General features: G+C 38.1%; 20 protein-coding genes and 1 pseudogene. 10 read left to right on the forward strand and 11 right to left on the reverse strand.

Annotation, left to right across the window (positions count from 1 at the left end; genetic code table 11):
• Positions 1-7 precede the first annotated feature (7 nt).
• Together argJ and argC are read right to left on the reverse strand one after the other, a co-directional pair.
• Positions 8-1,240 (reverse strand): bifunctional ornithine acetyltransferase/N-acetylglutamate synthase, encoded by a 1,233-nt coding sequence (gene argJ / locus JFU50_RS03300; protein WP_201221672.1) that lies wholly within the window; start codon positions 1,238-1,240, stop codon positions 8-10.
• Positions 1,241-1,258: 18 nt separating this feature from the next.
• On the reverse strand, positions 1,259-2,293 hold the full coding sequence (gene argC / locus JFU50_RS03305; protein ID WP_201221673.1) for an N-acetyl-gamma-glutamyl-phosphate reductase: 1,035 nt from the start codon (positions 2,291-2,293) through the stop codon (positions 1,259-1,261).
• Positions 2,294-2,529: 236 nt separating this feature from the next.
• Between argC and JFU50_RS03310 the strand changes: the two genes are divergently transcribed.
• Positions 2,530-3,219 (forward strand): Crp/Fnr family transcriptional regulator, encoded by a 690-nt coding sequence (locus tag JFU50_RS03310; RefSeq protein ID WP_201181869.1) that lies wholly within the window; start codon positions 2,530-2,532, stop codon positions 3,217-3,219.
• 371 nt (positions 3,220-3,590) lie between these two features.
• Here the strand turns inward: JFU50_RS03310 and moaA are convergent, their stop codons facing one another.
• The 3 genes from moaA to JFU50_RS03325 all read right to left on the reverse strand — a co-directional run bounded on the left by moaA (position 3,591) and on the right by JFU50_RS03325 (position 5,944).
• Entirely contained in the window at positions 3,591-4,604 is a 1,014-nt protein-coding gene (gene moaA, locus JFU50_RS03315) for a GTP 3',8-cyclase MoaA (protein ID WP_201181871.1), read from the reverse strand.
• 109 nt (positions 4,605-4,713) lie between these two features.
• Positions 4,714-5,022: a metal-sulfur cluster assembly factor gene (locus tag JFU50_RS03320; protein WP_053344973.1), complete on the reverse strand. Its 309-nt coding sequence runs from the start codon at positions 5,020-5,022 to the stop codon at positions 4,714-4,716.
• A 133-nt stretch (positions 5,023-5,155) separates the two neighbouring features.
• Positions 5,156-5,944: a prolyl oligopeptidase family serine peptidase gene (locus tag JFU50_RS03325; RefSeq protein WP_201221674.1), complete on the reverse strand. Its 789-nt coding sequence runs from the start codon at positions 5,942-5,944 to the stop codon at positions 5,156-5,158.
• 247 nt (positions 5,945-6,191) lie between these two features.
• Here JFU50_RS03325 and JFU50_RS03330 point away from each other — a divergent pair, with 247 nt between their 5' ends.
• From JFU50_RS03330 to JFU50_RS03340, 3 genes are all read left to right on the forward strand, one after another.
• Positions 6,192-7,013, forward strand: a complete 822-nt coding sequence (locus tag JFU50_RS03330; RefSeq protein WP_201225003.1) for a Cof-type HAD-IIB family hydrolase — start codon at positions 6,192-6,194, stop codon at positions 7,011-7,013.
• 103 nt (positions 7,014-7,116) lie between these two features.
• Positions 7,117-7,260 (forward strand): hypothetical protein, encoded by a 144-nt coding sequence (locus JFU50_RS03335; protein WP_201181875.1) that lies wholly within the window; start codon positions 7,117-7,119, stop codon positions 7,258-7,260.
• Positions 7,260-7,451: a DUF3813 domain-containing protein gene (locus JFU50_RS03340; RefSeq protein ID WP_201181877.1), complete on the forward strand. Its 192-nt coding sequence runs from the start codon at positions 7,260-7,262 to the stop codon at positions 7,449-7,451. Before JFU50_RS03335 ends, JFU50_RS03340 begins: the two co-directional genes overlap by 1 nt.
• A 46-nt stretch (positions 7,452-7,497) precedes the next feature.
• Here the strand turns inward: JFU50_RS03340 and JFU50_RS03345 are convergent.
• Together JFU50_RS03345 and JFU50_RS03350 are read right to left on the reverse strand one after the other, a co-directional pair.
• A pseudogene (locus tag JFU50_RS03345) lies at positions 7,498-7,743 on the reverse strand (KGG domain-containing protein); the annotation flags it as partial.
• A gap of 139 nt (positions 7,744-7,882) precedes the next feature.
• Positions 7,883-8,725: a YitT family protein gene (locus JFU50_RS03350; RefSeq protein ID WP_201181881.1), complete on the reverse strand. Its 843-nt coding sequence runs from the start codon at positions 8,723-8,725 to the stop codon at positions 7,883-7,885.
• Between the two features lie 152 nt (positions 8,726-8,877).
• Here JFU50_RS03350 and JFU50_RS03355 point away from each other — a divergent pair, with 152 nt between their 5' ends.
• From JFU50_RS03355 to JFU50_RS03375, 5 genes are all read left to right on the forward strand, one after another.
• Positions 8,878-9,744 (forward strand): DegV family protein, encoded by an 867-nt coding sequence (locus JFU50_RS03355; protein WP_201181883.1) that lies wholly within the window; start codon positions 8,878-8,880, stop codon positions 9,742-9,744.
• A gap of 68 nt (positions 9,745-9,812) precedes the next feature.
• Positions 9,813-9,944, forward strand: a complete 132-nt coding sequence (locus JFU50_RS03360; protein WP_201221675.1) for a DUF3941 domain-containing protein — start codon at positions 9,813-9,815, stop codon at positions 9,942-9,944.
• 124 nt (positions 9,945-10,068) lie between these two features.
• Positions 10,069-10,560 (forward strand): YajQ family cyclic di-GMP-binding protein, encoded by a 492-nt coding sequence (locus tag JFU50_RS03365; RefSeq protein ID WP_201221676.1) that lies wholly within the window; start codon positions 10,069-10,071, stop codon positions 10,558-10,560.
• 329 nt (positions 10,561-10,889) lie between these two features.
• On the forward strand, positions 10,890-11,765 hold the full coding sequence (locus JFU50_RS03370; protein WP_201181887.1) for an SDR family oxidoreductase: 876 nt from the start codon (positions 10,890-10,892) through the stop codon (positions 11,763-11,765).
• A gap of 119 nt (positions 11,766-11,884) precedes the next feature.
• A complete protein-coding gene (locus JFU50_RS03375; RefSeq protein ID WP_207196282.1) occupies positions 11,885-12,673 on the forward strand; it encodes an MBL fold metallo-hydrolase in 789 nt (262 codons plus the stop codon).
• 36 nt (positions 12,674-12,709) lie between these two features.
• Here JFU50_RS03375 and JFU50_RS03380 read toward each other — a convergent pair whose 3' ends face one another.
• From JFU50_RS03380 to JFU50_RS03395, 4 genes are all read right to left on the reverse strand, one after another.
• On the reverse strand, positions 12,710-13,753 hold the full coding sequence (locus tag JFU50_RS03380) for a LacI family DNA-binding transcriptional regulator (RefSeq protein ID WP_201221677.1): 1,044 nt from the start codon (positions 13,751-13,753) through the stop codon (positions 12,710-12,712).
• Between the two features lie 340 nt (positions 13,754-14,093).
• Positions 14,094-15,743 carry a glycoside hydrolase family 13 protein gene (locus tag JFU50_RS03385; RefSeq protein ID WP_201221678.1) on the reverse strand — a complete coding sequence of 550 codons (1,650 nt, stop codon included), beginning with the start codon at positions 15,741-15,743 and terminating at the stop codon, positions 14,094-14,096.
• Positions 15,744-15,822: 79 nt separating this feature from the next.
• A complete protein-coding gene (locus JFU50_RS03390; protein ID WP_201221679.1) occupies positions 15,823-17,358 on the reverse strand; it encodes an alpha-amylase family glycosyl hydrolase in 1,536 nt (511 codons plus the stop codon).
• A 149-nt stretch (positions 17,359-17,507) separates the two neighbouring features.
• Complete coding sequence (locus JFU50_RS03395) at positions 17,508-18,752, reverse strand: extracellular solute-binding protein (protein ID WP_201221680.1); 1,245 nt, start codon at positions 18,750-18,752, stop codon at positions 17,508-17,510.
• 395 nt (positions 18,753-19,147) lie between these two features.
• Here JFU50_RS03395 and JFU50_RS03400 point away from each other — a divergent pair, with 395 nt between their 5' ends.
• Positions 19,148-20,899: a glycoside hydrolase family 13 protein gene (locus JFU50_RS03400; RefSeq protein WP_201221681.1), complete on the forward strand. Its 1,752-nt coding sequence runs from the start codon at positions 19,148-19,150 to the stop codon at positions 20,897-20,899.
• The last annotated feature ends 34 nt before the right edge of the window (positions 20,900-20,933 follow it).

Genomic DNA, 20,933 nt, shown 5'->3' on the forward strand with positions numbered 1-20,933 from the left:
ACACCCCTTATGATCGATAACTTCCGTTTATTTTTACATAATCATAGGTTAAGTCACAGCCCCATGCCGTTCCTGATTCATTACCATCTTTCAAGTAAACATTAATGATAATACTTTCATTTTCCAAGTATGCCTTTGCATCTTCCTCAGAAAACTGTATAGGCTCGCCATCTTTCAGTACAATGATTTCACCAAATGAAATCGTTGTTTGTTCCGGTTGGAACCCTACTCCGCTTCGACCCATTGCAGCAATAATACGTCCCCAGTTTGCATCCGCTCCAAAAGCTGCCGTTTTCACTAAATTTGAACCAACAATCGTTTTCGCCATCATTTGTGAATCTTGTTTGGAATTCATGCCATGGACATTCACTTCAATTAATTTTGTCGCGCCTTCTCCGTCTTTCGCAATTTGTTTAGCTAAATTTTCAGAAGTCTGTTTTAATAATTCCAAAAATACAGACCATTCTGGGTGCGTGTTTGTCAAAGGTTCATTTCTTGCTGCTCCATTTGCTAGGACCAGCACCATGTCATTCGTCGAACAATCACCGTCAACAGTTATTTGATTAAATGTATCATTCGTTATAGAAGATAATGCTTCCTGTAAATCATTCGGTTCAATGACAGCATCCGTTGTAATGAAACCGAGCATTGTAGCCATGTTCGGATGAATCATCCCTGACCCTTTCGCCGCTCCGCCCATTTTCACGCGTTTACCATCAATGACTGTTTCATAACCGCAACTTTTAGTTACTATATCCGTTGTTAAAATAGCAGTACCAAAGTCTTCAGCAGCTTCAGCTGTATCTGTTGGCTCCAATAAATCTATGCCGTTTTTAATTTTATCCATTTCCATAAATTCGCCAATAACTCCAGTCGAAGCAACTGCAAATGAATGATCTTCCAAGCCGAACTTTTGGGCAGCAAGCCTTCTCATTTCAATAGCATCCTTTAACCCTTGCTCTCCAGTACAAGCATTCGCACATGCACTATTAACTACTATGCCATGAAGCTTTCCAGTAACTGCTATGCTATCCTTCGTTACATTGATTGGAGCCGCTTGAACTACATTTTGTGTATAAACAGCAGCGGATGATGCTGCAGTTTCTGTATAAATAATGCCGATGTCTTTTTTTGAGTAGCGCAACCCTGCATGAGCGCCTGAGGCTTTGAACCCTTTAGGCATTAAGATGTTTCCTTCTTTAATTTGTTTGATTTCTTCAACTGGCTGTAGTGTATTCATTATTTACCTCCAATAATTTTACGGATATAGTGGGCTGCTCCATAGTCCTGCTGTTTCCTCTAGCCCCATTAATATATTTGCATTTTGAATGGCCTGGCCTGCAGCACCCTTTACTAAATTATCAATAACTGAAACAATCGTTACCTTACCTGTTCTTTCATCATATGCGACGCCTATATCACAAAAGTTTGAACCATACACTTGTTTCGTAGACGGGAAGCGATCAAGCGGCTGTACCCGTACAAATGGATGATCCTCATAAACAGTTTCATACAAATCTCTTAGTTCAGCTGTTGAAGTCTGCCTGTTTACCTTAATATACATCGTAGCCATGATACCCCTAGTCATAGGAACAAGATGGGTATTAAATGTTATAGGTTGTAAATCTGATGACCACCTTCCAAGCTGTTGTTCGATTTCCGGTATGTGTTGATGCTGATTCACTTTATATATTTTAAAGTTTTCATTCATTTCACTGTAATGTGTATCGGATGAAAGTGATTTCCCTGCCCCGGACACTCCGGATTTAGCATCAATAATGACATCTGTGGCTGTAGCCCATCCTTCAGTGAATAAAGGAGCAAGACCAAGTAATGAAGCAGTTGGGTAACATCCTGGATTCGCAATAATAGTGGATTGTCTAATTTCTTCTGCATTCCATTCAGCCAATCCGTATACAGCTTTTTCAATAATATGCTGAGGCGCGGCTGTTTTTTTATACCAGTGTTCATATTCACCTGGAGTTTGAAGCCTAAGATCCCCTGACAAATCGATTACTTTAATATTAAGGTCGGAAAATTCCGAAATTAACTGTGAGGAAACACCCGAAGGAGTAGCAAGAAAAACAATATCAGATTTTTTTGCAATTGCTTCCGGGTCAATTTCTTCTAATTTATCTTTCATATGCATTAAATGTGCATTTTCTTCATATAAACTTCGACCAAATCGGGATGACGTATGCAGTGATTTTATTTTCAAATGAGGATGATTATTCAGGAATCTTATCAATTCCACTCCTCCATACCCTGTTGCGCCTACTATTGATACGTTCACAAAAACCAACTCCTAGATTTTAAGTCCCTGCAATTCTTTGATTCTATTATTATAAGACTGAATAAAAATAAAATCAAATGTATTTTTATAAAATTCTAAACTTAAATTTCAAAAACAAGTTCCACCGCGCAAACTTCTAGTTTTATCCAAAGTTGTTGACTACTAGTGTTTTTTCCGTTTAAATCAAATAAGGTAGTAACTGAGTTATAACGGTATCTGAAAGGCGGTTGTAATAAATGAACGAATTTACGTTATCTAATCGAATGCATGCATTTTTTGATAATAGACATCATGTTAAACGTATAGAAAAAGGGTGCTTCCTTTTTCAGGAGAACACCCTTGCTAGTGATTTGTATTACATTTTAAAAGGCAAAGTTGAAGTGAGTAAGGTTGTTCCAGACGGTCGAGAATTGACAATGCGCATTTGTTCAGAGAATGACCTAGTTGGAGAAACTGTCCTTTTTTCTCAGAACCCTAAATATATGATGAATGCAAAAATGTTAGAAGATGGTGTTGTAGCGGTTATTTCTAAAGAATTATTAGAAGAGAAAATCGCGTCGGATAGTCATCTTGCAGTTGAAATGATGACATGGTTATCCGCTCAAAATCGTAAAAATCAGGCTAAATTCCGCGATATGCTCCTGCACGGTAAGAAAGGCGCATTTTACTCCACTCTCATTCGCTTATCAAATAGCTATGGTACTGAAGTTGAAGACGGAATAGTCATCACTCTTCCCTTTACAAACCAAGAGCTTGCTAATTTTTGCGGCACATCCCGTGAAGTAGTCAATCGAATGCTCTCTCAATTAAGAAAAAACAATGTAGTTTCTATTAAAAAAGGACGCATTAAGATACTTAACCTTGAGTATTTAAAGCAGGAAATTGACTGTGAAAATTGCCCAATAGAAATCTGTACTATCGAATAACCCCCCGCCCTCCATAATTAGCAGAGAATACTTCATATACTGACCAGTACCTTAAATATATATGTAATGGATTAGATTCATTTTAAAGTCCTTGCATCTCTTTCTTTACTGGGTCATTTGATTTATTTTTACTTTAATAAAAATGGATAGTTATTATGATATAGCATTATAAAAATGTATAAATTTAGTATAAAAATACATTTGAGATAAATTAATCCAAATCAGGACAGACATTCATGGCCTTACCAACTATACATAAGAAAATACGGGATGGCATAGTTGCCATCCCGTATTTTCTTATCTAGAGACTCTTCAATCACAATAATTTCACATAGTTAAATAAATCATTGTTCTTCTGAGCTCATTGAAAGTTAGCCGCCAATAAATGACATTTCTATTTTTTCCTGTTTCTTTCTCGTTCCGGCAGCCCGCTCATCTGAATAGCGGTCGTCTCTATGGTTCCAAAGTGAAATGATAAAGTCAGTCAATTCTTCATCTGACATCTCTGAACGAAGCAATGACTTCAAGTCATGTCCTTTTCCATTAAATAGGCATGTATATAAACTGCCATTAGCAGAAAGACGAGCACGGGTGCAGCTTGAACAAAAAGACTCAGAGACGGATGTTATGAAACCTACTTCGGTAGTCGTCCCCTTATAGCGGAAGCGCTTCGCGACTTCTCCAAAATAATCTTCTTCCACCGGTTCCAGCTCGAATTCAGCCTGCAGCATCTCGAGCAATTCTTTTTTCGTTATGACGTTTTTCAACTGCCAGCCATTTGTATGCCCAACATCCATGAATTCTATATAACGTAATTGAATACCCTCTTCTTTGCAAAAACGGGCCATCGGCAGGATTTGAGATTCATTGGTTTCTTTTTTAACAACCATATTTACCTTAACACCAAGCCCTGCTTCTTTTGCAGCAGCTATTCCCTCCATAACCGGCTTTGTCCCGATATTTCTTCCGTTCATCTGCTTAAAAAGCTCATCATCGAGGCAGTCTAAACTGATATTTACCCGCTGTAATCCAGCTACCTTTAAATCTGCCGCGTGTTTTTTCAAAAACACACCATTCGTAGTCAATCCAATATCTTCTATTCCTTCAATTGAAACAAGTTCGGAAATGAGCGTAGAAAGATTTTTTCGCAGCAACGGTTCCCCGCCTGTCAATCTTAGTTTTTTAACCCCTAAGCTTGCAAATATTTTAGAAATCCTTACGATTTCTTCATAAGATAAAAGCTCACTTTTAGGAAGGAACTGAAAATTTTCATGGAAAATTTCAGCCGGCATACAATACTGACAGCGGAAGTTGCAACGATCAATGACAGAAATTCTTAAATCCCTTAACGGCCTGTCTAATGAATCCTTTATATGACGGTTCAATTTCCCACCCCTAACCGGACGTATTAGAAAAAGCCAGACCAATAAAAAGTAGCTCCATAACAATGGTTCACTGTTTTTTGGACTGGCTTAATATTCTATTACCTGTTAATTATTTAATTCCTAACGCGATTTTGGCATATCTGGACATGCGATCCCTAGACCATGGCGGACTCCACACAATCTTCACGTCTGTTTCTTTAACTTCTGGAATATCTTCCAGCACTAGTTTCACTTGATCGACAATCGTTCCAGCTAGCGGACAGCCCATGGCAGTCAATGTCATCGTTACTGTCGTTAGTCCTGCATCATCCATATCCACATCATACACCAAGCCTAAATTCACGATATCTATTCCAAGCTCCGGGTCAATGACCTGCTCTAAAGCTCCAAAAATAATGTCTTTTGTATCTTGATCCACTTCAATCACTCCTTTTATGAATAATACTCCCCGATTTGTAATAATCGGTTTATAGTCGGTTGCGGCAATAAATGTCCGATTCAGACTTTACACAATGTCCTTAATAGAATCATACCAGATTTAGCATGTGTGCTTAAGCTTTTTGCACAGCTGGTCGTAAATGTTTCTCGAACCATTCCGCAGTCCGAAGCACACCTTCTCTACTTACCTTATGCCCAGCCTTCTGATCGAGGATAAAATCAATTTTTTCATGTGCTTCATTATAACCCGCTTTTACTCCTTCATAAAAGCGATATGCATGTTGATATGGTACAACAGGATCTTTAGCACCATGCCAAAACAGAAGCGGTCTGTTTGAAAGCTTGTCTTGATTGAGGCTTAAGTCAAATGGTTTGAGCTGTTCAATCACTTTATTTACTTCCTCATCCGTGATTGGGAAATTCACTTTCCTTTTCTTAATCTCCTCTATTTGAAGCTCCGCATACGCTACATAGGATGGATTCCCCATTAAGCTAACTCCAACTGTAATCCAATCATAGGCCGCCAGAGCTCCGTTGGTCACAATACCTCCCATTGAGGTACCCGCTACACCAATTTTTTTAGAGTCAATTAATTTTCTGGCTAATAAATCATCCTTAATCAAAGCTAAATCCTTGATGGTCTGTAATACCATTTCCCAAAAACGGGGCATCAATTGCGAATCACTATATCCAACTTCCCTCTCCCCATGATAAATTACATCAGGAAGAAGCACACGAAAACCCTTTTCAGCCATTAAATAAGCATAATGAAGATTGTGTTCTTTTGCACTTTGAAAACCATGTATAAAAATAATAAGCGGCAGTTCTTGATTGAAAGCCGACTGCTCACTTAAGTGTAAAACAGGAATATGTCCAATCTTTTCTTTTTCAATTATTATCAAGATAATCCCTCCGAATATTTAAATACTGTCGGTTTTTTCATTAAAGAAGCTTCAGAAGCTTTCTCAACAAATCTTTCGTTGTCCCTTTGCTGATTCCTAGTCATGTACTATGCTTTAAATATTATAATCCTTCATATAGTAATATCATACAGGAATGCATAAAGAATGAAAAAGATTTACAATTACTTTAAAATAGTCTTAACAATATTTGCATATAATGAAATCAAAAAGAACAGAAGGTGTGTACATGAATGAGAAGCATTTAATCGTATTGGATCTTGATGGTACTTTACTTACTGCTAATAAAACAATTTCTCCTAGGACTAAACAAACACTACTAAAACTAAAAGAAAATGGGCACGAAGTTATGATCGCTACCGGGCGTCCGTTTCGCTCAAGTGAACTTTATTACCGTGAATTGGGATTGACTACACCAATCGTTAATTTCAATGGTGCTTTCGTGCATCACCCATTACAGACAAGCTGGGGGGTATACCATTCACCACTGGATATAAGTGTTGCGAAAGATATTGTAGAAGCTTGTGATCAATTTGAATATCACAACATAATTGCTGAAGTTCGTGATGATGTATATGTCCATTATCATGATGAAAAATTGATGGACATGTTCAATGTAGGAAATCCGATAATGAAGACGGGTGACTTACGTAATTTCCTTGAGGATTCACCCACATCGATGCTCATTCATACAGATAGTCAGCATGTCGGCCAGATCCGCCAGCATTTATCTGATGTTCATGCCGAATTAGTTGATCATCGCCGCTGGGCAGAACCATTTCATATCATCGAAATTATTAAGAGCGGATTAAGTAAAGCGGTTGGTCTGCAACGTGTTTCCAACTATCTAGACATCCCAAAAGATAGAATTATCGCTTTCGGTGATGAAGATAATGACTTGGAAATGCTTGATTACGCTGGAACTGGTGTCGCAATGGGAAATGCTATTTCCCCTGTAAAAACGGTCGCAAATACGATGACTTTGACGAATGAAGAAGATGGCATAGCAGTATTTCTTGAGGAAAAATTCAACTTAAAATCCAAATCCTAATCCGCCATTTTTTACCTTTATAAAATCTCTTTTTGAAGCCAAACTAATAGGGACAACAGCTTCCTGTTATGTTGTCAAACGCTCAGAATCGGAGGAGATAAGCATGGGTAAAAGCAGACGATTTGTACAGCAAGGCAAAGAAAGTGTTGCCAAGCATGCCGAAAGAATCCCTTATCACACTACGTTTGCAGAAGCTGAAAAAGACAGATTGAGAATTATGTCAGAACAAAGCTATGGTGGCTTCTAATGGGAAACAAATTATTCCAGAAAGCTAGAGAATTTGTTGAAGAAGCTCTCCACTCTGAGCATGATGGTGACCAGCAAAAAACTGAGGAAATCGCTAAAAATGCTCTTTCATCGGCTTTTGCCAATACGAATGATGCTGAAAAAGAGCAATTACGCGAACTTCAAGAGGAACTGGAAAACCACCCAAAATAAGTAAAAGCCTCCAGGATTCTGGAGGCTTTTACTTATTTTATTAGTAGTTGTTTCGTGCTTTTCCACCTTTTTCACCGATTTCTTTATAAAAATCTTTTCCATGAGAATCGGAAGTGGCCTCTCCTCCCTTTTGTCCAATCTCTTGATAAAATTCTTTATCATGGTTGTCCGATGTAGCTTCGCCGCCTTTTTGTCCAATCTCCTGGTAAAAATCTCTATCGTGATTTTTCGAGGTGGCTTCGCCGCCTTTACGTCCTGCTTCTTCTCTACTCATTTTTTCGTTGTTAGCCATTATTATCACTCCTCATTAAGATTTAATATTGGCGCTACATTATTAAAATTAGCCGATTTGTACTGGCAATAAACGTAAAACACCGCAATAATTCTATTTGTCATAGAAGTGTAATGGCCTTAACTTTTTGTTAATATTCTTATTCCCTTCGGAAAGTACCAACAATTCCAGAAGTTTCGATGATATTGGTAAAAGCATGTGGATCAACTTCTTTAATGATCCGTTCCAGATCATACAGTTCATACCTTGTAATGACTATCAAAAGCATTTCCTTACTTTCGTTTGTAAATGCTCCTTTTGCCGGTACCCTTGTAATACCGCGAACTAACTTAGCATGAATTGCCTGTTTAAGTTCTTCGCTTTTCTTTGTAATAATCATAGCTGTAAGCTTTTCATGACGTGTATGTATCGCGTCCACCACACGGGTTGATGTGTAAAGCGTAACAAGTGTATATAATGCTTTTTCCGGTCCATAAACAGCGCCTGCCGTTACAATAATCACGCCATTTAACAGAAATAAATAAGTACCTACAGGCTTATCTTTCTTCCGTGAAAGAAGCATCGCGATAATATCCATCCCGCCTGTTGATGCCCCGAATTTCAAGGTAATCCCAACTCCTACTGCAGCTATAACTCCGCCAAACACCGCGTTCAATAAAATGTCCGGTGACCAGCGGGTAATTGGAATGATTTCCATGAAAAGAGACATTAAGATAACACTGAGAAAGCTATAAAAGGTAAAGGACTTTCCAACTTTTCTCCAAGCAAGGATGGTTACTGGGATATTTAATAAAAGCAATAGAATCCCGGTCGATATATTAAAAGGTGCAAAAGATCCTATAATCCTTGATAGGAGCTGTGCCACCCCAGTAAAGCCGCTCGCATATACGTTAGCCGGGATTAAAAAAAAGTTCATCGCGATGGCATTCAATAATGCACCAACTATTACTATGAGAATTTTCCTTATTTCACTTCTATACATCCTAAAAACCTCCATTTCACCCTAATTCTATTATCTTTTTACCCTTAATTATTTATTCTATTTATGAAGAGATTGAAATTTTGCCGTTACGTGCTACACTAAAAAGAGTAAAACCCATTTACTAAAAATTGTAAAAAGAAAGCAGGTGTATTATGGCTATCACAATTCTTGCAGATAGTGCATGTGATTTGCCATTGTCTTTCTATAAGGAAAACAATGTATCATTAATCCCTTTACAAGTTCATCTTGATGGGGAGAATTATGAAGACCTACTTACCATTAATTCTCATGAAGTCTATCAAGCGATGATTGACGGAAAAGCTCCAAAAACATCGCAAGCTTCTCCGGAATACTTTATAGAACTTTTCACACAGTTTGCTAAGGAGAAAAGACAAGGTATCTATATTGCATTTTCCTCTGAGTTATCAGGAACTTATCAAACAGCTGTAATGATTCATAATCAGGTAAAAGATGAATACCCTGACCTGGACATTGAAATCGTCAATACGAAATGTGCTTCAATGGGAGTCGGGTTAATCGTAAAAAGGGCAGCCGAACTAGCAGCAAGCGGCGCCTCTAAAGAAGAGATTTTAGCTGACATCGAATTCCGCACTCATCATATGGAGCATCTATTCACAGTAGATAATCTTGAATACTTAGCTCGTGGCGGACGTATATCCAAAACATCTGCCCTTGTTGGCGGATTATTAAACATTAAACCGTTATTGCATGTTGAAGAAGGAAAGCTGGTTCCACTCGAAAAGATACGCGGTAAAAAGAAATTGATTAAACGAGTTATCGAATTAATGCATGAACGAGGCAAAAATTTGACAACCCAAACGATCGCTATCAGTCATGGTGACGATGCAGAAACCGCATTGGAGTGGAAGGACGCCATACAACATGAATTTGGGACAACTGAGTTCATGATTCATTCAATTGGTTCCGTAATTGGTGCTCATGCCGGTCCTGGAACAATTGCTCTCTTCTTCTTAAACGATACCCCTGCGAAATCATAAACATACATACTCTCTTTCATAATTGTGAACAATATATATTGATCATGATTATGAAAGGGAGTTTTATTATGTCAAAAACAACTGATAACAATAAAAAACCAAAAGATAACCAAGCTATAAATACTGAAAGAAATATCTCTTATCAGGAAAACCTCGAAGCAGGTAAGCACTCTTATTCGAAGAAAACAGACCATAAATGAGGCGGGGGGCTGTCCCCTGCTTTTTTATATGTAGTTGTCGATATATACATATACAGCCTATATGGTTGTCTTCCTATCCTACTTTCTCTATAATAAAGGAAATAAACCCTGCTGGAGGTAAGTGATGGCAAAGGAAAATTCATTTGATATTGTATCCAAAGTAGACTTTTCAGAAGTAACAAATGCAGTTACTATGGCTTTGAAAGAAATTCAGACCCGTTATGATTTTAAAGGAAGCTTAAGTAGCATTACCATTGATAAAGAAGACTTAGTTTTAGTATCTGACGATGAGTATAAACTCGATCAATTAAAGGATGTTCTAATTAGTAAGCTCATTAAACGTGACGTACCTATTAAGAACCTGGATTACGGAAAATTAGAAGGCGCTTCTGGTGGTACTGTTCGCCAACGGGCTAAACTCATTCAAGGCATCGATAAGGAACAAGCGAAAAAAATCAATACCATCATTAAAAACAGCGGACTTAAAGTGAAAAGTCAAATACAAGATGACCAAATCCGTGTAACTGGAAAAAACAGGGATGATCTACAAGGTATTATCTCTGCTATCCGAGGCGCTGACCTATCCATTGACGTACAATTTTTAAATTACCGCTAATATTAGAGGCTCACCCACTATGGGTGGGTCTCTTTTTATGTTCTAGGACGCTCTCAGTCCTTTTTCCGAATGAATCACCATAATGGAATATGGAAATGCTATTCATGTTCCCTTATATCCGAAGAATCTCATATACTTTTTACTTAGACATTATGCCCTTCTTCTAGGCTTTCTACAGGTCTTATTAAAAAATGATTTAATCTATTGTTTTAAGTTAAAGTAATGGGGATTTTACTCCAGATTTATTTTATTGGTTATTTTTACCGTGTTTTCATATTCCAAAAGCAAGGAATAGGAATAGTGTAGATAATTAAACAGGAGGGGTTTTAATGACTAGTCAAAATCAAAACCAAAATAAACAAGGATTTCCACCGCAACATCAACAGCATCAGCCTGGTGTGGAAACAAAAATGAATCCGAACCCCAAGTCGGTTAAACCTGAATATAAAGGAAGCGGCAAATTAAAAGGGAAAACCGCAATCATAACTGGCGGAGATAGCGGAATAGGTAAATCCGTCGCTATCTATTACGCAAAAGAAGGAGCTAATGTTGCAATTGCATACTTAGATGAACATCAGGATGCTAAAACAACAAAAGAATTGGTCGAAAAAGAGGGACAGAAATGTTTACTCATTTCCGGAGATATTGGCGATGAAGCCTTTTGTCAGGATGTCGTCAAAAAAACTGTCGATGAGTTCGGCGGTTTGGATATTCTAGTCAACAACGCAGGTGAACAACACGTTCAGACAAGCATCCTTGATATTTCAGCTGAACAATTAGAAAAAACGTTCCGAACTAATATCTTCTCGATGTTCCACTTAACAAAAGCTGCGTTGAAACATCTCAAAAAAGGAAGCAGCATCATTAATACAACCTCTATCACAGCCTATCAAGGTAATCCAAAATTAATCGATTACTCATCAACTAAAGGCGCAATTTTAGCATTCACAAGAGCACTTTCGAATTCTATTTCAAAAGATGGAATCAGAGTTAATGGTGTTGCTCCAGGTCCAATCTGGACACCACTTATTCCTGCCTCATTCGGGGAAGAAGATGTTGCCAAATTCGGTCAAAATACACCTATGGGCCGCGCTGGCCAGCCAGAAGAATTAGCACCTGCCTATGTATATCTGGCAAGCGATGATTCATCCTATGTCAGCGGACAAGTTATTCATGTTAACGGTGGTTCCGTTGTAAACGGATAATGAAATAAACTTCAAAAGCAGTGGTTTTCGTAAATGAAATCCACTGTTTTTTTTCATTATTTACGAAGGATTTTGACTGAACATATAGAAATCTAAGTCTAAGTGAGGAGTGATTTTCTTTGACGTACATTGTGGATCCATGGTTTACCGTTCAAGAATTAGACTCGAAAACGTTTGCGATCAGTGAATATGGTCATTGGGAGAAGGTACATTCCTTTTTACTGTTGGGAGAGAACCAGGCTGCGTTAATTGATACTGGGTTAGGCATAGATACGATTAAACGGATAACAGACCAGTTAACAGATCTTCCTATTATCGTCCTGACGACACATGTGCATGCAGATCATATTGGGAGTCACGGTGATTTTGATACTATTTATGTTCATAATGATGATGCCGACTGGCTGATTAACGGAATTAAAGGATTGTCGTTGAAACAAATTAGAAAAGATATGTCTCGCGATATCACCATACCCGTCCCAGAATTATTTGATCCTTTTACATACAAGCCATACCAAGGGAATCCTGATAAGCTCCTTTCAGATGGGGATACTATTGATATAGGAAACCGGATCTTAGGTATATTTCACACACCGGGGCATTCCCCGGGACACATCTCAATTTTAGATTATAAAACAGGATATTTATTTACCGGTGATTTACTTTATGCCGAGACTCCAATTTACGCCTTTTATCCCTCAACAAACCCAGTAGACCTTGTTAATTCATTGAAAAAAATTGCTAAGATCAAAGGAGTTTCCAAAATCTATGGAGGACATAACCAACTCGGTCTCGAACCAAAGATTTTTGATGAAGTCCTGGAAGCCGTTCAGTACCTTAAAGAGAACAAACTAGCCAAACACGGAACCGGTGTCCATACATTCAAAAGCTTCAGTGTACAATTTTAATAAAAGAGCATTGCTTTTACACAATACTCTTTTTGTTTAATAAGTCATAGCCATCGCTTCTTGCTTTATTGGTCTGCAAGAATGTCTTTCCACAAAATGATGGGGAATAATGGACCCTGCCGGAGTATCACCATTCTGTAATTTTTGAATGATGCTTTTAGCGGCCTGATGTCCTAAATCGAAAATGTTAATATCTATAGAAGTTAGGGCAGGTAGTGATAGCTCAGAGAAAAGAACATTATTAAAGCTGACAATTGACATTTCCTCAGGAGTCCGTACTCCCATCGCTCGAAGAGAATGTACGACTCCTAGTGCCATAAGATCATCACTGACGACAAGAGCGGTTGGTGGCTCGTCAATCGATAGTAATCTTTTCGCTGCTGCTAGTCCACCTTCATGTAAAAAGTCCTCATGTATAGTATATTCCCTTATTGGAACGATACCAGCCCTTTTCAATGCACGTTCATATCCTAATAATCGATCGAGGGTCATCACAAAAGTTACATCTCCTCCAATGAATCCAATCCTTTCATGGCCTAATTGAATGAGATAGTCAGTTGCCTGTTCGGCAGCCAAGACATTATCGTTATCAACATACGTTATCTCCTCAATAAAATCATAGGGTTTCCCAATGACAACAAACGGAAAAGCCCTTGCTTGTAAATAGGTTAGAATGTGATCATTCATCCTTGAATACATAAGGATAATTCCATCCACCATTCCCCCTTGAACCATATTCACGACTCCTTCGTAGACTTCCTCCTCTGTTTTCCCCGTGCTTAGTAACAGAGAGTAATGCTCTTCCTGAGCCCCTTCACTAAGACCCTGGAGGATAGCCGGGAAAAATGGATTTTGATAAAAAACGTTTGACGAACTTGGTAACACCAATCCAATGATCCTAGTTGATTGATTAGCAAGACTACGAGCAATGAAGTTTGGATGATATCCTAACTTTTCCATTGCCTTACGAACTCGTACCTTTGTTTTTTCACTTATCCGAGGATTATTAGCAATCACTCGAGAAACTGTTGAAGGAGCAACATTCGCCAGTTGTGCCACATCTTTTATCGTGACGGCCATGCGTTTCCCCTCTCCCCTCTTTAGCCTTTATTGACTTCATTCAAAAAAAGGTGAAAACCAATAAACACTTTTCTAATTTATTTTATAATTATACATTTGTATGTATCTATAATACACTCACTTCAATAGTTATATCCATACTTTTTTAACTGTTTTCAACAATTTTCAGAAAATACTTACTTTTTTGTTTTTTACTTCTCTTTTAAAAATCAAAAAGAAGCTGATTTAAGATCAGCTCCTAAAAAACAGCATGTGTCTTTGGGCGAGGACAGAAGTCAGACGACTAACAATACTGGATTTAAAGCTTATTTCCATTTATAATCCAGAAAGGTATTACAGGTTAATAACGATAAATCCTTGTTTCATATGGTCGCAAATTAACCATTGTTTCTTCCGGACAATCATCATAATTCGCTAGTAAAAGTTCCATTTTCCCCCAATGAGACAGGTCAATTTGATGATAATTTGTGCTAAAGTTGCATACAACCTTAGCTGAATCACCATTCATATTCCTTGTATAAATATAAAGTTCAGGATGATCTTCCCATAATAATTCATATTCTCCGTAAACAAAAACCTGGTGTTTTTTTCGAAGTTCGATCATCTTTTTGTAAAAATGATAAATAGAAGATGGATTATTCTTCTGCTGTTCTACGTTAATTGCCCGATAATTGGAGTTGACCTTCATCCACGGTGTGCCATCCGTAAACCCACCATTTTTCTTATCGTTCCATTGCATTGGTGTTCGAGAATTATCACGGCCGCTATGCCATATGATGTGCATGATTTCATCATGTGAACGACCTTTGGAGGTCTCAATCCGGTAAAAATTTTTCATTCCGACATCATCATAATCATCTATCGAATCAAATTGGACATTCGTCATACCTATTTCCTGACCTTGATAAATAAACGGAGTCCCCTGCATGAAAAAGTATAGGGCCCCAATCATTTTCGCACTTTCCAACCAATATTGATGATCATTTCCCCATGTCGATACACTTCTAGGTTGGTCATGATTTTCAAAAAATAAAGCATTCCATCCTTTGTTTTGCAGCCCTTTTTGCCATTTAGTCATGGTACGTTTTAGACCATTAACGTCAACATTCTGATTCTGTCCACGATTCCAAAGTCCAAGGTGCTCGAATTGAAAAATCATATTGAACTTTCCATTCACTTCTCCGACCCAATCTTCAGCTTGCTCAATCCTGACACCATTGGCCTCACCGACCGTCATGATATCATACTTAGAAAAAGTCTCATCTTTTAATTCCTGTAGATAATCCAGAATCCCTTCCTGATTGGTATGCATTTCAAAGGCAGGTACATACTGATGCCAATACGGATTAGGCATATCCGGTAGGCCTTCACGCTTATGAATATGTGTGATAGCATCTATTCGAAAGCCATCAATGCCTTTATCGAGCCACCAATTAACCATTTTATACAGAGCCTGCCTTACATCTTTGTTTTTCCAGTTTAAGTCTGGCTGCTTTTCTGCAAATAGGTGTAAATAGAATTGATTGGTCAATTCATCGAATTTCCAAGCACTTCCGGAAAAAATACTTTCCCAATTATTCGGTTCCCGGCCATCTTGGCCATCTCTCCAAACATACCAATCTCGTTTCGGATTATCTCGGGAGGAACGCGACTCAACGAACCATGGATGTTCGTCACTTGTATGGTTCAAAACAAGATCAAGTATCACTCTCATGCCACGTTGGTGAACCTCTTTCAACAGAAGTTCAATGTCTTCAATCGAACCAAACTCTTCAGAAACTGCCTGATAATCACTAATATCATAGCCGTTATCTGCATTGGGTGACTTATAAAATGGACAAATCCAAATAACATCGATTCCAAGTTCCTGCAGATAATCCAGCTTTGAAATTAACCCCCTTAAATCTCCCACTCCATCACCATTACTATCCATAAAGCTACGGGGATAGACTTGATAACAAACCGCTTCTTTCCACCAGGTCTTATTCATGCTGTAACCTCCCGATTCTGTTTTCCACAAAGCCAAGGGGACAATGTTTTGCAGCTACCAAAAATCGAGAGGTATATGATTATTTTGGCTGGTTTCGTTTTGAACGTTTAATAACCAAAGCAATAAATATACCAAATATAACAAGAACCAATCCTATAACAAACAGGTAAGGAATATTTATAATCGACTTAGGTGATAGAGTGTAGACTTCTGTCGTCTCCCTGTCGATTACGATTGAGTAGCTGTTGTCCTTACTACGGACCAGATCCCCATTCAGCATACCTCTCAACTCTTTATTCTTTTCAAGTTCCTTATCAGTGAGGATTATCGATTGAGTTTCAGTCGTATTATTCATGGCGACAACTATTGTTTCATCACCATAGACGCGCTTGAATACCGATGTTCCTCCCTTTTCATATAAAAGCTCCATATCCCCTTTTGTCAAAGCAGGATACATGTCTCTAAGTTCAGAAAGCTTCGTTATATAATCCACTAATTCCTGTTCCGTCTTGAAATCCATTAATTTATGATTATCAGGGGCCTTATCGCCGTTTAAGGCAATTTCCGATCCATAAAATACGATTGGTACTCCTGGCATCGTATAAAGATATGATAACGCCATTTTCCACCGTGTACCGGGGTTTTCATTATGATCGGCTGCAGCCTTTGTAAAACGAGGCATGTTCTGAGTATCCATAAACAATGCCTGCGAACCTTTGCTCTCGCTTACATCTTCACTTTTCATAAATGCATCAAACACCGGATTCAAATCTTTATCGGGCGCAGCAAATGTCTCCTTTAACTCAACATTTTGCGGATAAGCCATAAAAGCATCGATACCCGTTTTCTTATAGCTGGAAATCAAGTCGGCATCACCTTGAACATCGCCAATTGTATAGAAATTTGATTTTTCAGACTTGACTGTTTCGACAAAATCCTTCCAGAAATCCTTTGCTACGTATTGGACTTTATTCAGACGGTACCCATCAATATCCGTTTCCGTAATCCACCATTTGGCAGCATCAAGCAAATAATCTCGCGTTTCCTTGTTATCCTGATTCAAATCCGGAAGGCCATCGATCCAGGCTGTTTCCAAATCTTCCTGATTACTGTCATTAGAAATCTCTTTTTCTTCATGGAACCAGTCTTGTTTATTAGGATCAGTTAACCAAGAATGATTAGGTCCCACATTATTGGCCTGAAAGTCAATAATTACTTTCATATCACGGTTATGAGCCTCATTCACAAGTTTTTTAAATTCTTTAATCGTACCGTAGTGCTCATCTGTTTTATAAAAATCGTTAACCCAATCCCCATGATAGCCATTTTCTTCATTAGCGAAAATCGGCGATAGGATGATAGCGGTATATCCCATATCTTTTAAATAATTTAGTTTCTTTGTAATACCTTCAAAATCTCCACCATTAAAAGCAGAAGGATTATTTACATCCGCATCTCCATTATTTTGTGTATTACCATCGAAAAATCGGTCAATCATTAATGAATATACGATTTCGTCCTTCCATGTTCGTTGTTCTTTTTCAGCTGCTCCTACTGGAATGGCGTAAAAAAGAAGCAACGGAATTAAAGCGAGTGATAACACTCTTTTTCTCATATCCGCTCTCCTCCTAGCTATCTCTTTACGCCTTTAAGATTAGCCTTTTGCCCCCATAACGTCAAATCCAAATTATAAAATTCTTTACACTAAAGGGACAAAATGGAGATTCAAATGAACGTTGTCGAATTGGAAAAAGTAATTCGCAATTAATATTCTTTTTTTATCCTCTTTACTGCTTCATCTAAAGTCCTTTTCGGCTTTGATTTTCCAGAAGCTATCTCTTTCATGGCAGATTTCATCGGCTTCCATACTTCATTCATTTCCGGTATATTCGGCACAGGTTCAGCATATTGTAATTGTATGCTTAAGGCTTGTGCTCTTTCATTTTCATTGATTGCTTCATTGTTCATGATAGATTTTACAGGAGGTATTTCTCCTGTTTTTTCATAGCGGAGCATTGCATATTTATCTTTTGTCAAAAATTCTACTAACTTTGTAGACCAGTAAGGATATTTTGTGAAGGCTGTTACATGCCAGCCATTGATATCCATGAACGTTTTCATCGGCTGGCCATTTGGCAATACAGGCAATGGCGCCACCCCTGTATTCTTCCTCTCAGAAAGTGTACTACCTTTACTCATGAAGGAAGCCAATTTCCCTTCTATAAACAACTTCTCTATCGCTGCTTCGTCCCCTTTTGGCATCACATCTGCTTTATACCATTTTTGAATATACTTAGCACCCTTTACAGCACTTTTATTATTTAATCCGATGTTCGTAGGATCTAGATTCCCATCTTTTTCTTTAAATACATAACCGCCCATCCCGGCCATTATTCCATACGCATCATATAAGTCATTCCATTCAGCATAGAAACCATATACTTTTCCTTTTCTCAATTCCTTCGCCTTTTTATATAAATCACCCATCGTTTCAGGAACGTTAGCCATTAATTTTTTGTTGTAAATTAAAACAGAGGTTACAGCGGACTTTGGAAGTCCAAAAACCTTTCCTTGATACATTTCGGCTCGGATTGAGGATTCAATAAAGGTATTTAGTACGTCTTCATTCACCTTCAGTTCCTGAATCAGGCCTTCTTTCACAATCCGCCCGACCTTTTCATGCGAAAAAGTCACTACATCTGGAGCTTTCCCGATTGGCCCATTGCGACGAAGTTGGTCATACATCTCATTAGCCATTTCTATCTCTTCATACTCAACCTTGATTCCGTATTTCTTTTCAAATGCTTCAATCGCTGGCTTTAGACCATTTGCTTTACCTTTTTCCTCCCAAACGATCAATTTTTCTGGTTTCGCTTCATTCGTGTCTTCTTTTTCGATTTTTTTATTTTCTTTTACTATTTTACTTTCCAATTCTGAACTGGATTCACAAGCACTTCCAATAACAATCAAGAACATGGACATGAATAAATGAAAAATCAACTTCTTCACTTTCATTCTCCTTTTTAAAATGTTTATTCTATCATGTCCAAAAGCACCAGATTGTTTACACTTCAGTTTGCAGCCCATCTAATCGAATAAAGTTTTTTAATAATGAAAGCGGCACCAAATCCTTCTGTTATCATTATATGAAAGGCTTCGATTTTTACAACATTTTCCTTTATCTATTTATTTTCTTGTAGTGATGAGTACTTTTTGTTATTTTTTAATTAATAGGTGCTTTTTTCTATTAATTGGGTATATAACCATATTGGAAAAATAGCATTTAATACTACTTAAAAATGGCTAATTTTAACTACATATAGAAAACCTCATAACAGCCTAAAATTCCCTGTTTTCAATATTAATTTCCTCAAATACTCTTTTAAGAATTGGAGTGGTTTTCTATGGAACGTTCATCCATCCATCATAGAGCTAATGACAATTACGCTTATACCACCAACGCTGAAACTCTTCATATCCGACTTCGTACAAAAAAACAGGATATCTCATACGCCGGACTTATTTTTGGAGACCCATATATTTCGGATAAAGGACAATGGCAGCATGAAGAAAAAGCAATGAGCCTCTCCGGCAGCGATAACCATTATGATTATTGGCATATTTATGTGAAGCCTCCCTACAGAAGGATTCGGTATGGATTTAAAGTTCTCTCTGGAGATGAAGAGGTCATTTACACGGAAAAGGGATTCTTTAATGAACCTCCGAATGACCCCGGGAGCTATTTCGCCATCCCCTATCTTCATCAAAATGAAGTATTTGGGGCACCAGAATGGGTCAAAGATACTATTTGGTATCAAATATTCCCTGAACGCTTTGCGAACGGAAACCCTAACAACGATCCTGAAGGTGCAAAACCTTGGGGTAGTGAAGACCCGACCGTAGATAATTTTTTTGGTGGAGACTTCGAAGGAATCATTGAACACCTTGATTATTTAGAGGCGCTTGGCATTAACGGAATCTATTTTACGCCGATCTTCCTAGCATACTCTAACCATAAATACGATACGATTGATTATCGGGAAATTGATCCGCAATTCGGAACAAAGGAGACTTTGAAAACACTAATCGAGGAATGCCATAAAAGGAATATCCGTGTCATGCTGGATGCCGTTTTTAACCATAGTGGATACTACTTTCCTCCTTTCCAGGATCTCCTTGAAAAAGGCGAGAACTCAGAATATAAGGATTGGTTTCATCCTCACGGCTTTCCTCTAAAAGGAGGGGAAAGACCTAATTATGAAACATTCGGTTTTTTTGAATCGATGCCAAAATTGAATACTGCGAATCCGGATGTAAAAAAATATCTGCTCGAAGTCTCAACTTATTGGATTGAGGAATTCAATATAGACGGCTGGAGACTTGATGTGGCCAATGAAGTAGATCAACCATTCTGGCGTGAATTCCGAAAAACGGTGAAAGATATCAAACCTGATCTTTATATTCTCGGTGAAATTTGGCACGACTCCATGCCGTGGCTACGCGGCGATCAGTTTGATGCCGTCATGAATTACCCATTTACTAACCATGTTTTCCGCCTGGTCGCTTCGCAAACCATCCATGCGCGCCAGTTTATTGAGGAAATGACAGCTGTCTATCAAAGTTATCCCACCAATGTTTTTGACGTGATGTTCAATCTTCTCGGTAGCCATGATACACCTAGGATTTTCACGGATTGTGGGGAAGACGTAGCTCGAGCTAAGCTCATCCACGCTATCTTGCTGACATTCAATGGCAGTCCCTGTATATATTATGGAGATGAAATTGGCTTAACCGGAGGCCAAGATCCAGGTTGCCGAAAATGTATGGTTTGGGAAGAAGAAAAACAGAATAGCGAGCTTCTTAATGAAATTAAAGCTTTAATTTTGTTAAGAAAAGAGGAACGATTGCTTGCAAATGATGGAAAGTTTAAATTCCTTGATACAACCGGAAACGAAAATATAGTTGCCTACCAAAAGTACAACGATGCTCGTTCTGTCGTGATACTAATTAATCCGACGGATGTCCAGCAATCATTTACGCTTCCTTTTGATTTAGAAGGCCGTTCACTTACAGATTTAAGGACAAAAGAAACAACGAAGGATAGTCAATTTGAAATAGATGGCTATCAATATAAAATTCTTGCATTTAATCATTGAGAAAAGAGAAACGGGGCAAAGAATATCATCCAGC

Origin of the sequence: Peribacillus sp. TH14 (assembly GCF_016651145.1) — a bacterium.
Lineage (GTDB): Bacteria > Bacillota > Bacilli > Bacillales > DSM-1321 > Peribacillus > Peribacillus butanolivorans.

Coding starts and splice junctions, on each gene's coding strand:
- argJ (WP_201221672.1), bottom strand. CDS start 1,240: ATGAATACACTACAGCCAGTTGAAGAAATCAAACAAATTAAAGAAGGA.
- JFU50_RS03310 (WP_201181869.1), top strand. CDS start 2,530: ATGAACGAATTTACGTTATCTAATCGAATGCATGCATTTTTTGATAAT.
- JFU50_RS03330 (WP_201225003.1), top strand. CDS start 6,192: ATGAATGAGAAGCATTTAATCGTATTGGATCTTGATGGTACTTTACTT.
- JFU50_RS03335 (WP_201181875.1), top strand. CDS start 7,117: ATGGGTAAAAGCAGACGATTTGTACAGCAAGGCAAAGAAAGTGTTGCC.
- JFU50_RS03340 (WP_201181877.1), top strand. CDS start 7,260: ATGGGAAACAAATTATTCCAGAAAGCTAGAGAATTTGTTGAAGAAGCT.
- JFU50_RS03350 (WP_201181881.1), bottom strand. CDS start 8,725: ATGTATAGAAGTGAAATAAGGAAAATTCTCATAGTAATAGTTGGTGCA.
- JFU50_RS03355 (WP_201181883.1), top strand. CDS start 8,878: ATGGCTATCACAATTCTTGCAGATAGTGCATGTGATTTGCCATTGTCT.
- JFU50_RS03360 (WP_201221675.1), top strand. CDS start 9,813: ATGTCAAAAACAACTGATAACAATAAAAAACCAAAAGATAACCAAGCT.
- JFU50_RS03365 (WP_201221676.1), top strand. CDS start 10,069: ATGGCAAAGGAAAATTCATTTGATATTGTATCCAAAGTAGACTTTTCA.
- JFU50_RS03370 (WP_201181887.1), top strand. CDS start 10,890: ATGACTAGTCAAAATCAAAACCAAAATAAACAAGGATTTCCACCGCAA.
- JFU50_RS03380 (WP_201221677.1), bottom strand. CDS start 13,753: ATGGCCGTCACGATAAAAGATGTGGCACAACTGGCGAATGTTGCTCCT.
- JFU50_RS03385 (WP_201221678.1), bottom strand. CDS start 15,743: ATGAATAAGACCTGGTGGAAAGAAGCGGTTTGTTATCAAGTCTATCCC.
- JFU50_RS03390 (WP_201221679.1), bottom strand. CDS start 17,358: ATGAGAAAAAGAGTGTTATCACTCGCTTTAATTCCGTTGCTTCTTTTT.
- JFU50_RS03400 (WP_201221681.1), top strand. CDS start 19,148: ATGGAACGTTCATCCATCCATCATAGAGCTAATGACAATTACGCTTAT.